General features: G+C 43.8%; 19 protein-coding genes. 2 read left to right on the forward strand and 17 right to left on the reverse strand.

Going from position 1 to position 14,059, the window contains the following annotated elements:
* Positions 1-428: 428 nt before the first annotated feature.
* Both MH215_RS27515 and MH215_RS27520 read right to left on the reverse strand, forming a co-directional pair.
* A complete protein-coding gene (locus tag MH215_RS27515) occupies positions 429-659 on the reverse strand; it encodes a hypothetical protein (RefSeq protein ID WP_239294124.1) in 231 nt (76 codons plus the stop codon).
* 203 nt (positions 660-862) lie between these two features.
* Positions 863-1,480 carry a stage II sporulation protein M gene (locus MH215_RS27520; RefSeq protein WP_239294125.1) on the reverse strand — a complete coding sequence of 206 codons (618 nt, stop codon included), beginning with the start codon at positions 1,478-1,480 and terminating at the stop codon, positions 863-865.
* A 122-nt stretch (positions 1,481-1,602) separates the two neighbouring features.
* On the opposite strand from MH215_RS27520, the gene pdaB reads away from it, so the two are divergent.
* Positions 1,603-2,379 carry a polysaccharide deacetylase family sporulation protein PdaB gene (pdaB, locus tag MH215_RS27525; protein WP_239294126.1) on the forward strand — a complete coding sequence of 259 codons (777 nt, stop codon included), beginning with the start codon at positions 1,603-1,605 and terminating at the stop codon, positions 2,377-2,379.
* A 175-nt stretch (positions 2,380-2,554) separates the two neighbouring features.
* Here the strand turns inward: pdaB and MH215_RS27530 are convergent, their stop codons facing one another.
* The gene (locus MH215_RS27530) at positions 2,555-3,172 is read right to left on the reverse strand and encodes a KinB-signaling pathway activation protein (protein ID WP_239294127.1); all 618 of its coding nucleotides are present in this window, start codon (positions 3,170-3,172) and stop codon (positions 2,555-2,557) included.
* 125 nt (positions 3,173-3,297) lie between these two features.
* On the opposite strand from MH215_RS27530, the gene gerD reads away from it, so the two are divergent.
* Positions 3,298-4,044 carry a spore germination lipoprotein GerD gene (gerD, locus tag MH215_RS27535; RefSeq protein WP_239294128.1) on the forward strand — a complete coding sequence of 249 codons (747 nt, stop codon included), beginning with the start codon at positions 3,298-3,300 and terminating at the stop codon, positions 4,042-4,044.
* A 133-nt stretch (positions 4,045-4,177) separates the two neighbouring features.
* Here the strand turns inward: gerD and MH215_RS27540 are convergent, their stop codons facing one another.
* The 14 genes from MH215_RS27540 to MH215_RS27605 all read right to left on the reverse strand — a co-directional run bounded on the left by MH215_RS27540 (position 4,178) and on the right by MH215_RS27605 (position 14,050).
* On the reverse strand, positions 4,178-5,278 hold the full coding sequence (locus MH215_RS27540) for an Mrp/NBP35 family ATP-binding protein (protein WP_239294129.1): 1,101 nt from the start codon (positions 5,276-5,278) through the stop codon (positions 4,178-4,180).
* A 78-nt stretch (positions 5,279-5,356) separates the two neighbouring features.
* A complete protein-coding gene (cwlD, locus tag MH215_RS27545) occupies positions 5,357-6,112 on the reverse strand; it encodes an N-acetylmuramoyl-L-alanine amidase CwlD (protein ID WP_239294130.1) in 756 nt (251 codons plus the stop codon).
* Between the two features lie 69 nt (positions 6,113-6,181).
* Positions 6,182-7,351, reverse strand: coding sequence for a sulfate adenylyltransferase (gene sat / locus MH215_RS27550; RefSeq protein ID WP_239294131.1), 1,170 nt, complete (start codon positions 7,349-7,351; stop codon positions 6,182-6,184).
* 162 nt (positions 7,352-7,513) lie between these two features.
* A complete protein-coding gene (locus MH215_RS27555) occupies positions 7,514-8,206 on the reverse strand; it encodes a phosphoadenylyl-sulfate reductase (RefSeq protein ID WP_056697744.1) in 693 nt (230 codons plus the stop codon).
* A gap of 776 nt (positions 8,207-8,982) precedes the next feature.
* The gene (rpsI, locus tag MH215_RS27560) at positions 8,983-9,375 is read right to left on the reverse strand and encodes a 30S ribosomal protein S9 (protein ID WP_056697740.1); all 393 of its coding nucleotides are present in this window, start codon (positions 9,373-9,375) and stop codon (positions 8,983-8,985) included.
* A gap of 19 nt (positions 9,376-9,394) precedes the next feature.
* On the reverse strand, positions 9,395-9,832 hold the full coding sequence (gene rplM / locus MH215_RS27565; RefSeq protein ID WP_056697737.1) for a 50S ribosomal protein L13: 438 nt from the start codon (positions 9,830-9,832) through the stop codon (positions 9,395-9,397).
* 206 nt (positions 9,833-10,038) lie between these two features.
* Positions 10,039-10,812 carry a tRNA pseudouridine(38-40) synthase TruA gene (gene truA / locus MH215_RS27570; RefSeq protein WP_239294140.1) on the reverse strand — a complete coding sequence of 258 codons (774 nt, stop codon included), beginning with the start codon at positions 10,810-10,812 and terminating at the stop codon, positions 10,039-10,041.
* Between the two features lie 159 nt (positions 10,813-10,971).
* Complete coding sequence (rplQ, locus tag MH215_RS27575) at positions 10,972-11,337, reverse strand: 50S ribosomal protein L17 (RefSeq protein WP_017692102.1); 366 nt, start codon at positions 11,335-11,337, stop codon at positions 10,972-10,974.
* Between the two features lie 34 nt (positions 11,338-11,371).
* The gene (locus tag MH215_RS27580) at positions 11,372-12,316 is read right to left on the reverse strand and encodes a DNA-directed RNA polymerase subunit alpha (RefSeq protein WP_024633566.1); all 945 of its coding nucleotides are present in this window, start codon (positions 12,314-12,316) and stop codon (positions 11,372-11,374) included.
* A 136-nt stretch (positions 12,317-12,452) separates the two neighbouring features.
* Positions 12,453-12,848: a 30S ribosomal protein S11 gene (gene rpsK / locus MH215_RS27585; RefSeq protein WP_017692100.1), complete on the reverse strand. Its 396-nt coding sequence runs from the start codon at positions 12,846-12,848 to the stop codon at positions 12,453-12,455.
* 19 nt (positions 12,849-12,867) lie between these two features.
* Positions 12,868-13,236 carry a 30S ribosomal protein S13 gene (gene rpsM / locus MH215_RS27590; RefSeq protein WP_056697730.1) on the reverse strand — a complete coding sequence of 123 codons (369 nt, stop codon included), beginning with the start codon at positions 13,234-13,236 and terminating at the stop codon, positions 12,868-12,870.
* A 20-nt stretch (positions 13,237-13,256) separates the two neighbouring features.
* Positions 13,257-13,370: a 50S ribosomal protein L36 gene (gene rpmJ / locus MH215_RS27595; RefSeq protein WP_003333770.1), complete on the reverse strand. Its 114-nt coding sequence runs from the start codon at positions 13,368-13,370 to the stop codon at positions 13,257-13,259.
* Positions 13,371-13,522: 152 nt separating this feature from the next.
* Entirely contained in the window at positions 13,523-13,738 is a 216-nt protein-coding gene (gene infA, locus MH215_RS27600; protein ID WP_017692098.1) for a translation initiation factor IF-1, read from the reverse strand.
* Between the two features lie 3 nt (positions 13,739-13,741).
* Entirely contained in the window at positions 13,742-14,050 is a 309-nt protein-coding gene (locus MH215_RS27605; RefSeq protein WP_056697726.1) for a KOW domain-containing RNA-binding protein, read from the reverse strand.
* Between the last annotated feature and the right edge of the window lie 9 nt (positions 14,051-14,059).

Here is a 14,059-nt window from a genome sequence, read left to right on the forward strand (position 1 = left end):
GATTAAAAATCTCATTTATGCTTTGAAATCATTCAGTCCGAAGACATGTACGATTTCTCAGCGTCGATCTTGCAAGCAAGATCGTTACTCACTCGTTGTTCAGTTTTCAAAGATCAAACTTGAATCATGTTACTCATTTTCGTATCAACCACGTTTTCAGCGGCGACTTTTATAATATATCATGTTACCGATGTTATTGCAAGCACTTTTTTTTATAACTTTCAAACTCTTCATTTCAGCACTTGTTTCGGTGAACTTGTCCTAAAAAAGGAACGAAAATTAATTTATCATATATATCAGAAACGGTCAACCCTTTTCGACATTTTATTTCATTGCTCTTCCCTATCATCTTGTAGAGGTACAGCGTTAGCTATACATGCCGCACCCCTTTTATCCTAATAACCGTTGATTGACTATGAGCACAACATTCATGGCTTTGATTTTTTTAGTTTTCCGCTCCTCGCATACTTGGATAACTCTTTAGGCGGAGCAAAACGTGCATACATCCGAAATACCGTTTTGTAGCGACTCGCGATAGCGTATTTGATTTCTTGATCAAGACGGTTATCACTGAGGTCGAATAACATTTCATCAAGCTCTTTGCGAAGTACATAGTCTAGCTCTTTGCATTCCTTATCATTAAACAGCATACCTAGCATTAGAGTTCTCCTTTTTCTGCATATGGATAATACGCGCTCATGTGTAGTTGTCTGACGTAACATGTCTCTAGCAAACAGACGTTTATCGAATCGCGTAAGGTTAATAGCACAACCCCAATCATATTAACTTGAGGTTGTACCTGAACCCGTTTTATTGTTATGGTCAACTTTCTGAAAAATTATGAATGTCATTCCATACAAATTTATCCTCGAACGATGCTGTAGGTAATGGTGCTCTCAATGATTGCTGCAACGAACAACAAAATGATGATCCAGCAAGATGCTGTCAACGTCCTACGCAGAAACACTTCCCACTGCTTACCAAGCAAGTGTCTTTTTGATCCACCTAGCTGAATGAGACTTTTGGAAGCTAATCCCCCGAACTTTAGACCGAACGCACAAGCAATAATGATCACTGGTATTTCGATAATGCCATGCGGGAGTAATCCTTTAATAACGATATCATAGAAACTTGCTCCATAATTCATTGTGGTGTGCACCAGGAATCCAATAACCATTCCGTTGATCAGGAGAAAAATTATCGGTAGAATGCCAAAGAATATGCCGGCATAGATCACAAGTACGCTTTTAATCGCATTGTTGAAGAAAATAAACAGGAAGAAGTTTAATTGCACATTCCCCCCTTGCTCCAAACGCTCGCTGACTTCTCTTAATCCCCCTATTTGATTCAAAAGTAATTCTTCTAGTGGCCCGGTGCTGACCCACCCTACACTAATTCCAATCACAAATAATGCGACCGACCAGATTAACACATTCCGGATGGAACCCAGATCTTTCAGAAAAGTACTAAATTTAAGCATGACGACCTCCTAAGTAAACTAAGTTAATGGACAAACAAACATCATATACGAATAACTAAGCAGTACGAGCATACATTGGAGAGTAAACAAGCATTTCTTATGGGAGAGGGGCGCTTATTGAAATGAACTCGTTCTATGTATTTAGCGGCAAAAAGATCAAACGTTACCTGATTGTGCTGGCTGCTGCCGTGTTTGCTATCGGAATAATCTATCTGGAGAGCGGCAACGTTTCTGTGTTCTCAGAGGATACACCTTCTGCAGTCTACAGTGTACCAACCGAAAAAAAAGTAATTGCACTTACGTTTGACATTAGCTGGGGGGATAAGCGAACAGAGCCCATTCTAAAGGTGCTGAAAGAGAACAAGATCGAAAAGGCTACCTTCTTCCTCTCCTCACCATGGAGTAAAACACATCCTGAAATTGTTAACTCAATTAAGGAAGCAGGATATGAAATCGGCAGCCATGGACACAGACATGAGAACTATAGCAGCCTGACAGAGGAAGAGATCCGTAAAGAAATTTCGACAGCTCATAGCATTTTAACCGATTTAACGGGCAAAGAACCGAATTTGTTACGTCTACCCAACGGTGATTTTGACAAACGTGTTCTCCAGGTTGCGAGTAATTTAAACTACCAGGTCGTACAATGGGATACCGATTCACAAGATTGGAAAAATCCAGGTGTTCAGGCCATTGTTGATCGTGTAGTCAGCAAAGCTCATCCAGGAGATATCGTTCTATTGCATGCTAGTGACTCCTCTAAACAAACGCATGAGGCCTTACCTGTGATCATTGATAAACTTCGAAATCAGGGATATAAGTTTGTCACCGTTTCCGAATTGTTGAATCACTCCAGCACCAAGGGTTCAGAGGTGCGAGATCAAGCTAGTGCGCAATAATACGCCACCAAGGTTATGTCTAACATCAATGTAATGCTCAAGTATTACAATAACTGCAATGACGTTATAGATCAAAAATACACATCGCAGGCCATTCGTGCAAATGAAAAAGAGCTAACCATCGTTAGCTCTTTTTGGAGTTTATTTTTATAAGAAAATCATCCCTCTGCTTAGTTCACGCCTGCTCTACCTTTCCAGTAACAGCTTGATTGGCAGATGCATCGACCAATTTGTGCAAGATCAGCATTTGGTATGCATTACACATTAACAAGGGAACCACAATAAATATGGTCGCTGCATTCGAATCGATGCGTAACACCCCAATCGTCTCTACCGCCGTAACGGCAATCATAAAGAAAAGGGTCGGCACAAGTGCAGAAATGTTTGTTTGTTTGACCTTTACGTAAGCGGTAACAATTGCTGCTGCCAAAATAATGAGTCCGAGGACAATATCGGATATAGGCTCTCGCCCCTCCCCCACAAACAAACGCAAGAACATCACATCAAGCAAAGCTAGAACCGTTAATATGATCTGAACAATTTGCCAGCCACGTTTGGGAAACACTCCCTTACCCATATAATTCAAAATTAAATATGCAAAGAAGCCCATTTGCGAATATACGCTAATCATAACACCGGAGCCAAACAGAATGAGCAGATATAACATAAAATCAGCAATCCCATTCGTTTTTTCTCCATTTAACAACATCATCGTTAATCCTGTTATTAATGATCCCACCGCACCGATCAACAACGCGGTCCAAAATAGGAAAAACCATTTCCGTAAATTCAAATGTTTTCCACCCCCGAGACTTTATTTTACCAACCTTCTCAGCAAAAAACCATCTCCGTTCAACATATTTACTGCTTTCTCATCACATACTACATCCAGTATCTAATCAAGGAGGGGTTGTGCACATGAAACGGCCATTGTGGCAGTTATGTTGTGTCCTATTTGGACTATCCGTCCTGCTCGCCGGCTGCGGCTCTGATCAGAATTATTCGCCTCCTCAGGGCAGTTATAAAGAGATGAAAACCATGGTGGTGGACATCCTCAAAAGTGATGAGGGTAAAAAAGCAGTGGAAGAAGCCCTTACTGGTCAAAGTTCTTCTGGCGGCGGTGGAGAAGGTGGTGGCTCTGAGCAAGGTGGTGGCGGTTCTGGTACGATTGGTATGAAAATGCTGATGCCTATGCAATCACAGGAACAGATTCGTGTTGCGGTAAAGGATACCATAACAGCTCCAGAATACAAGAAGGAATTCGAGAAAATTATGACCGATCCACAGTTTGCAGGTGAGTTCGCCAAAGTGGTCAATTCACAAAGCAAACAACTACACATGGAACTGATCAAAGATCCAACGTATCAAAAATCTATCTCTGATATTATGAAATCTCCTGAAGTTTCCAAGATGTTCATGGATATGACCAAAACCCCTGATTATCGTAAGCAAACGATGACCGTCATGCAGGAAGTGATGCAAAATCCTCTATTCCGTATGGAAGTTCTAACATTGTTGAAAAAAGTCGTACAGGACGAGCTTCAACCTAAAGTGGAAAGTGGCGGCGGACAGAAGGATGACCAACAACAGCAACAAGAAGGTCAAGGGCAAGACGGTGGTGGTTCAGAAGATGGAGGCGGCGGAGACTCTGGTGGCGGATCATAGAAATACTGGGTTAAATGATATCGTATAAAATAAACGGTTATGCATAATCAAAAGCCCCGCATCTATAGATGCAGGGCTTTTATTCGTAGCTGTCGCTTCCGACAAAAGGCATTTCGAACTTAGAAATACAAAATTAGAATTTAGTCTCAATCTCTTTAGCGATCTCCGCATAGATTGTACCAATGTTTGTATCCGCTTTATATACAGATGGTGAGAAGTCTGGCTCAGAGATATGGTTGTCTGGTGCTCCAAGTGGAATCTGAGCAAGTAAACTTGTATGCAAGCTTTCAGCAAGCTGTCCACCGCCTCCACGTCCAAACACATAGTCCTTCTCACCACAGCTTCCACATTCGTAATAGGCCATATTCTCGACGACACCAAGCAGCTCGTGTTCGGTCTGAATAGCCATTGCTCCTGCGCGTGCCGCAACAAAAGCGGCTGTTGCATGTGGCGTTGTGACGATGATCTCTTTGCTATGGGGTATCATCTGATGTACATCCAACGCAACGTCACCTGTTCCTGGAGGTAAATCAAGCAGCATGTAATCGAGTTCTCCCCAATTCACATCAGTGAAAAATTGACGAAGCATACGACCTAACATAGGGCCGCGCCAGATCACAGGATTGTTCTCACGGATAAAGAATCCCATCGACATAACTTTAACACCGAATCGTTCTACCGGCTGAATAACCCCATCCTCTACTACAGGATATTCTTCAGTCCCCATCATGTCCGGTACACTGAAGCCATATATGTCAGCATCAATTAAGCCGACCTTTTTGCCTTGACGAGCCAGAGCGACTGCTAAGTTCACTGTCACAGTGGATTTACCAACGCCACCCTTACCACTTGCAATTGCAATGTAACGTACACCCGATTCAGGGCTCAACAATTCGTGTCCACCTAAACCTGCTGCGTGGCCTTTGACGAGAACTTCTTCGTCACTTGGGTCTTGTTGAATATCACCTTCTGAAAGGTTCTGACGTTCATGCTCAGACGCTGCCCGAAAGCGAATATGTACATCCTCTATTCCATGCTGGGACAAAAGATTACGTGCAGCATCACTTAGAGCTGTTGTATCCTCAGGCTGGTTGTCCAACGTCACGAATGTAATGGCTACATGATGTTCTTTCACCATAACATCGCGAACCCACTGCAGTTCGGTCAGACTAACTCCCAATTGTGGTTCTTGTAGTGGTTGCAATAGTTCAAGTATCTGTTCTTTTGATAACATCAGACAGCACCTCAGCTTTATCTATTGGCATGTATTAGGTATGCTGTATCAATTATATCATTACGAGTCTAATTGTGACTAACTTTTAGGGCGTTCTCCTGAGGAATATCGCAGAATCCCGTTATAGATGGAGGCCGCAACTTTGCGCTGGTACGTTGCATCTGCAAGCATTCGCGCCTCTTCTGGGTGAGAGAGGAAACCTACTTCTACTAGAGCAGAGGGTATCTTTAATGCCTGAAGTAAATAAACCGTATTTACCGTTTTGGCGATGCGATCTGTATTTTCCAGATTCCTTATCATCTCTTGCTGAAGCAGATTTGCAAACCCTTCATTGTCAACATGGTTCGGTGTATAAAATACCTGTGCCCCGCTCCATCGGTTAGAAGGAACGCTATTCATATGAATGCTAATAAACAGATCTGCTTGCTTGTCCTCAATCCGTCTAACTCGTTGTTTCAGATCTTCTGTTTTACGTTTGGAGTAACCTCTTGTATCCGCTTCTGCAAGATCCGTGTCGATCTCTCGTGTCATAACGACCAATGCACCTGCTTGTTGTAAGTAGTCCCGCACATATAGGGCGATGGAAAGGTTAATGTCTTTCTCAATTACCCCCTGCTTACTGACAGCTCCCCCATCTGGACCACCGTGCCCGGCATCAATTGCAATAACTTTGCCAGCAAGAGGCAAGCTCCAATATCCAGAAGTCTTGGATGAAGGAATCTCATACGTAGCTACACCTACTAACATTGCTAACAAACAAAGACTCAGCAGCACTCTCTTCACTGTACGTAGACGTATCCATACTACAAAATGCTTTCCCCTAATTTTACGCATAAAAAAACCACCTCACCCCTATAAATGACTCTAATCATCTATATGGGACAAGATGGACAAATATAACCTTTAGGATTGGACTTGCTCAGCCATTCCCTCAATCAGTACCTCAGCTACCTCTGGACGTGTAAACTCAGGTGGTGGGCATTCTCCATTGCGAAGCAATCCACGTACCTTAGTTCCAGACAACGTCATATGATGCTCTTTACCATGTGGACAAGTTTTACTGGATGCCATATTGCCACATTTGGTACAAAAGAAGCTATGCTCGAAGAACAACGGGGTAATGTCCAATTCTTCAGCTGTGAAGTTAGAGAAGATTTCTTGAGCTTCATAGGTACCGTAATAATCACCCACACCAGCATGATCACGACCAACAATAAAATGAGTACAACCGTAGTTTTTACGCACCATAGCATGGAAAATAGCTTCTCGTGGCCCTGCATATCTCATGGCCGCTGGAAACACACCTAGAAAGGCACGATCGGCCGGATAATAGTTCTCCAGCAACACCAAGTAGCTCTTCATGCGCACATTGGCTGGAACGTCATCAGACTTCGTTTCACCTACCAGCGGATTAAGGAACAAGGCATCTACGATCTCCATCGCACTTTTCTGAATGTACTCATGTGCACGGTGAACTGGATTACGGGTTTGAAAGCCAACCACTGTTCTCCAGCCTTTCTCCTGAAAACTCTTTCTGGTCTCAGCTGGATCGAAATAAAATTGCTCAAATCTCGCTGGTTTAGGGCGATTTAACACTTGAATTGGACCTCCCACATACGTTGCAGGTCGCTCCAGCAATTTTTTCACACCAGGATGCTCTGGATCATCTGTTTTGAACACTTGACGTGCTTCTTCGCCCTGATCCACCTTGTAAACACTCTGGACTTCCAGCAAGCCATAAGTGACTCCATCGTCTTGCCCCACCAAAGCCACCTTCTGTCCAATCTGAAGCTCAGCAGCCTGCTGATCGTCTAAAGCAAGCGTGATTGGGATACTCCATACCGTGCCGTCTGCCAACCGCATACGTGATACAACAGAGAGATAGTCCTCCTCATTTAAGAAACCCGTCAGTGGAGAGAATGCACCTACTCCAATCAGATCTAGATCAGAGATCGTCCATGTGTTAATACGCAGTGAAGGTAGAGCTTCACTTTCCCGCAGTAATTGTTCCCGTTCTTCTCCTTGTACGACACGCTGTACTAACGTACCTCCATGAGGCAGAATTGAAGTCATCTTGTCAGCTCCCTATTTCAATATTAATTACCACAATGAAAAAGTATCACAGAAGTCAATTACTGGTTTGGTTACAGAAACCTCAAGGTTAGTTGTTAACGAGCCTTATGCTTATATAATTGTACCATTTACTGGTAATATTTATTTCTTAAATTATGAGAATTATTTATGCAGTCCACACTCAGTCTTATCATTGCCGGACCAGCGTCCCGCACGTGGATCTTCTCCAGGCATGACTTGGCGTGTACAATACTCGCAGCCAATACTCGGATAATTCTGATCATGTAGTGGATTGTAAACAACGTTATTTACGCGAATGTAGTCCCAGACATCTTCGGAAGTCCAGTGAGCAATCGGATTGAATTTCATAAGACCGAATTTTGCATCATACTCCACTTTCTTGGAGTTAGCGCGAGTTGGTGCTTGATCTCGACGTATGCCTGTAATCCAAGCATCATACTGAGATAGTATACGTGTCAGTGGTTCTACCTTACGGATGTTACAGCAAGCATTAGGATCCGATTTCCACAGCTCTGCTCCATGCGCTGCTTCTTGCTCTTCAGGCGTAATTTTAGGTGATACACGCACAAAATCTAAATTGTACTTTTCTTGCATAACGTCCCGAGTTTCATACGTTTCCTTAAAATGAAAGTCCGTGTCCAAGTAGAACACATCCGTGGATGGACTGATCTTTTGCAGCATATCTACTAACACAACATCCTCCGCACCAAAGCTGCATGCAAATGTAATGTTGGGAAATGTCTCAACCGCATAACGAATAATATCTTCTGGGCTAGCAGATTCTAATTCCTCAGCTTTTGTCCGGGCAAGCTCCTCTTTTTCAAGCAAGTTCATTTTGTATTTCCCCCATTCAACAATTGTAAATCTAAAGCCGACTATTCTAATATGAATTATGTTTAGTATAAATCTTTCTTAGGGGATGTCAATGCCTGCCATATGGTAAAAAAGAACATGCTTTGCTTCACTTTGACGTTACAAATGAGCCATCAATTAATGATTCAGTTACTCTCTAACCCTACTGAAAGGAATAGATGTGAATCAATACAGCACACACTGAGCCAGTACACCCCTTATAGTAATTGCCGGTAATCCTTTGTCCCTATTGGGTTTACAGACATTTAAGGAGTTAAGATCATACGCCTCTCCCTATCTATACTGCCTAAATGTAGAAGTGGATCGATGTGCTTATACTCAGAACTAAGATCAATGATTGCTCGTCGATATGTAAGCGAGTTTTATTGGAACTATAAGAAAGACTGATGGATGGGTAGGCCACTTCATCAGGTTATTGTGATTATGTATAGAAGTATTGTATAGCTCAAGTTCTTTATGTGATCTATTGTGTCCGAAGGAATAGGTTAAAAAGAAAATGGGACTCTGTAGTGAACTATGTAGTTTTTAATCATGTCCCGGGGAAGGAAAACAGGATGTGACAGGGCGTAAGAGAGCTATTTGAGAAGCGAGAAAGAGCACTGTAGTTATCCTATGTAATTCTCTCCATGATTGGGGTAAGAAACAATATGCAATAGAGAGTATCGGAGCCGGTTAGGCGGGATAGGCAGTTTAGACACAAAAAACCCCCGGCCGAGGCCAGAGGCTTGTAATGCATATTAACGTTTGGAGAACTGAGGAGCGCGACGAGCGGCTTTGAGACCGTATTTTTTACGTTCTTTCATCCGTGGGTCACGAGTCAGGAATCCTGCTTTTTTCAGGGATGCACGGTACTCAGGATCTGCTTTCAACAGAGCGCGAGAGATACCGTGACGGATAGCGCCGGCTTGACCGGAGATTCCGCCACCATGAGCGATAACCAAAACGTCATAGTTGCTGAGCGTTTCTGTCAAAGTCAATGGTTGTTTTACGATCAGTTTGAGTGTTTCCAAACCGAAGTATTCATTAATATCACGTTTATTGATGACAATGCGTCCTTCACCCGGTACAAGGCGAACACGTGCTACCGAATGTTTACGACGACCTGTCCCATAGTATTGTACTTGTGCCATGAAACTGTCCTCCTTTTAATTAACCGCGAAGTTCGTAAACTTCTGGTTTTTGTGCTGCATGTGGATGCTCAGTGCCTCTGTACGCTTTAAGTCTCAGCTTCATTTTCTCGCCCATGCGAGTTTTTGGAAGCATACCGCGAACAGCCAATTCCAACATACGTTCAGGTTTGTTTTTAACCATCTCTTCGGCTGTAGTTACTTTCAAACCACCTGGGTGCATCGAGTGACGGTAGTATTTCTTACCTTGCATTTTTTTACCAGTCAATACGATTTTCTCAGCATTGATGATAACAACGAAATCGCCAGTGTCCACATGTGGAGTGAATTGTGGCTTATGTTTGCCGCGGATCAAAGCAGCTGCTTCGCTCGCCAAACGTCCGAGGGTTTTGCCTTCAGCATCAATGATGTGCCATTGGCGCTCAACTTCGCTAGGCTTCGCCATGTACGTAGTACGCATGAAAAGTTCCTCCTTAAAATGTTCAAAATCATCATTTTCATTTATCTTCGTTCATTAAGTTATAACTTTAGGTGTTGATGGATTAGTTGTTGCGATGTGAACCTCTTAATTGGGGCTGTGGGAAAGCCATTAAGAAAACACAACTTTTATATTACATGATAGGAGATTAAATCGCAAGTGTTAATTAAGCTTTTTACCCACCAAATTTAATCTTTTTTGTATTCAAGATCCCAGAGCATTAAACCACAGCTAACTGCAGTAGGTCCTGCAGCAGATCGATTACATGCAGCAATCATATTCGGTACTTCAGAGGCTTTCCGTTTGCCCTCTCCGATCTCCAGCAGTGTACCTACAATGATACGAACCATATGCTGCAAAAAGCCGTTACCACTCACATAAATGTGAATGACACCCTGATCGCGCGGATGATCCCTACACATTGAACGGTCTACTTCCATCCATGCTTCGTATACCGAACGTACATGATTCTCTTTCTGAGACTTGCGTGAAGCAAAGGAAGTGAAATCATACGTACCTATAAAGTGACGCAGTCCCTCCTCCATGGCCGCAGTGTCCAGTTTGGCATGGTGATGATATTGCAGTCGTCTGTTGAAAACATCCGGAAATTGATTCGCATTAACAGTGTACCGATACGTTTTCTTTTTCGCTGCATAGCGAGAATGAAAATCCGCTGGCACTTCCAGTGCATCAATAACGACAATATCCGATGGTAATCTGGAGTTGAGTGCAATACACCAACGCTCAATTGGAATCTGTGACGCTGTAGGAAAATTGAAGATTTGTCTGCGGGCGTGAACGCCTGCATCCGTTCGGCCTGAACCTGTAATTTTAACTGTCTCACCGGTTAATGCACGAATGGCATCTTCAAGATGGTCCTGAATGGTATTACCTCCCGGCTGTACTTGAAAGCCGTAATAGGCTGTTCCATCATAAGTTACCGTCATACATAAGTTGCGCATCATAACCACACCTTTGTTCCATACTATACATATCCCTATCCCGAACAGCAAAAGAAGCCCCTTACGGAGCTTCAATTACAGCACGAATTCCGAAATGAAGAGAAAAAAAGGGTTAACCCAGAATCGTTGACTCTGTCCCCTTTCCTCATCTCATCTGTTTTACGCGCGGTCTACCAGTTCCAAGTAAACCATTGGCGCTGCGTCACCACGACGAGGTCCCAGTTTCAGGATACGAGTGTATCCACCTGGACGCTCAGCGTAACGACCGGACAATTCGCTAAACAGTTTTTGGATTGCATCTTGCTCACCATCGATAGTTTCGCGGCGAACATATGCTGCCACTTGGCGACGGGCGTGAAGATCTCCCTTTTTCGCTTTAGTGATCAGTTTTTCAGCAATAGAGCGAACCTCTTTTGCTTTCGCTTCAGTTGTCTGAATGCGTTCGTATAAGAACAGGTCGGTTACCAGGTCACGGAACAAAGCTTTACGTGCGCTGGAGTTACGGCCCAACTTTTGGTATGCCATTGTTTTCCCTCCTTCACTTCAAGCACTCGGCTGTCTATTCTTCTGTACGGAGTCCCAAACCAAGTTCCTCAAGCTTCTCTTGAACTTCTTCCAAAGACTTACGTCCGAGGTTACGGACTTTCATCATGTCTTCTTCTGTTTTCGTAGTCAGCTCTTGTACGGTATTAATACCAGCACGTTTGAGGCAGTTGTAGGAACGAACAGAGAGATCCAGCTCTTCGATCGTCATTTCGAGTACTTTTTCTTTTTTATCTTCTTCTTTTTCGACCATGATTTCTGCATCTTTCGCTTCGTCTGTAAGACCCACGAAGAGCATCAAGTGCTCGGTCAAAATTTTAGCGCCGAGGCTTACAGCCTCTTCAGGACGAATACTTCCGTCAGTCCAAACTTCCAACGTGAGCTTGTCATAGTTGGTCACTTGGCCGACACGCGTATTTTCCACAGCGTAGTTTACGCGGCTGATCGGGGTGAAGATGGAATCGACAGGGATGACGCCGATCGGCTGGTCATCGCGTTTATTCCGATCTGCCTGGACGTAGCCGCGACCGCGATTGGCAAAAATACGCATGTGAAGTCTCGAACCTGGTCCGAGCGTAGCAATGTGAAGATCCGGATTAAGGATTTCTACATCGGAGTCAGCACGGATATCTCCTGCCGTAATTGCTCCTTCGCCTTCAGCATCAATCTCGAGAACTTTCTCCTCGTCGGAATGAATCTTAAGCGACAAAGCTTTCAGGTTAAGAATAATCTCCGTTACATCTTCCATTACGCCAGGAACTGTAGCAAATTCATGCAGAACGCCATCGATTTGAACCGAAGACACTGCCGCACCCGGCAGTGAGGAAAGCAAGATTCGGCGAAGCGAGTTTCCAAGCGTCGTACCGTATCCACGTTCCAGCGGTTCTACTACGAATTTCCCATAGGTGCCATCATCGTTGACGTCTACCGTCTCAATTTTCGGCTTTTCGATTTCAATCACTGCAATACCCCTCCTTCAAAACGTCGGTCCTCTATGAAACATTTACCTTCTCTTGCGAAAACATGCAGTACTATGCCTAAACAACCATTATTAGCAGATTGTGCCGGAAGTATACCACACGCAGGGGCAAATCTCATTAGACACGACGACGTTTTGGAGGACGGCATCCGTTATGCGGGACTGGAGTTACGTCTTTGATCAGGTTAACTTCAAGACCAGCAGCTTGCAAAGAGCGGATCGCTGCTTCACGGCCTGCGCCTGGTCCTTTAACCATAACCTCAACGGCTTTCATCCCATGTTCCATTGCAGCTTTGGCAGCAGTCTCAGCAGCCATTTGTGCAGCAAACGGAGTCGATTTACGGGAACCTCTGAATCCGAGGCCGCCGGAGCTTGCCCACGAAATTGCGTTTCCGTGAGGATCCGTAATAGTAACGATAGTGTTATTGAAAGTGGAACGGATATGTGCCACGCCAGATTCAATATTTTTACGGTCACGACGTTTAGTACGTACGACTTTTTTCGGTTTAGCCATTTTCTCTTATCCCCCCTTATTATTTCTTCTTGTTCGCTACTGTACGACGAGGACCTTTACGAGTACGAGCATTCGTTTTCGTACGTTGTCCACGAACAGGCAGACCACGACGATGACGAACTCCACGGTAACAACCGATCTCCGTCAAACGTTTAATATTCAAAGAGATTTCACGACGCAGGTCACCTTCAACTTTGACCTCTTTGTCGATACTTTCACGCAATTTGCTGACTTCATCTTCCGTCAAATCACGAACACGAGTGTTCTGATTGATGCCTGTAGAGCTCAGAATTTTCTGGGAAGTCGTTTTACCGATTCCGAAAATATAAGTCAAGGCGATCTCAACGCGCTTATCACGTGGCAAATCCACACCAGCTATACGTGCCATTTTACGCTACACCCCCTTCATTAACCTTGTTTTTGTTTGTGTTTCGGATTTTCACAGATAACCATAACATTCCCTTTGCGGCGAATGACTTTGCATTTTTCGCAAATCGGCTTGACCGAAGGTCTTACCTTCATGTGAATTACCTCCTCAAAGTTCTGCTTAGCAAAACTCTCTTCGTAAGCATTGACCTTGTTCTACTATTGTAAAACCGGCTTCGAAGCTTTCGCAAGTTTTGCCGGGCAAAACCCGCTTCATAAGCTTCACAGTTCATTGCAACTGTCTACTACTATTTACGGTAAGTTATACGACCTTTTGTTAGATCATAAGGCGATAACTGAACAACTACTTTGTCACCAGTCAGGATACGGATAAAGTGCATCCGCAACTTTCCGGAAACGTGAGCGAGAATTTGATGACCGTTCTCAAGCTCAACTTTGAACGTTGCATTCGGTAGCGGTTCGAGAACCGTACCTTCCACTTCAATGACATCTTCCTTAGCCATTAGTCAGTCTCCTTTCTCTTCAGCTTGAATGTTGGTGGATTCCAGAAACGAATGCACCGCATAGCGGAGCTTTCCGTTTGTCACCCGACCACTCTCGTTTAAACTGTTTACGACCTCGCTGCTAATCATCGGTTGGAGCTCAAGATGAAGAATGTTCTTCTTCTTGGGCTGATCAAACTTACGTTTGTCTCCATCCGCAATATATACGAACCTCGCGTCCGCTATAGCAACAATTACTGCGGCTTGGTCCGCATTGCGGCCTTTACGGATCTTCACAAGTTGACCGAGCTGCGGATTAGACTGATTATTCATGCCTTATCA

The sequence above is a fragment of the Paenibacillus sp. ACRSA genome (genome assembly GCF_022346845.1).
In the GTDB taxonomy this organism is placed as follows: Bacteria; Bacillota; Bacilli; order Paenibacillales; family Paenibacillaceae; genus Paenibacillus.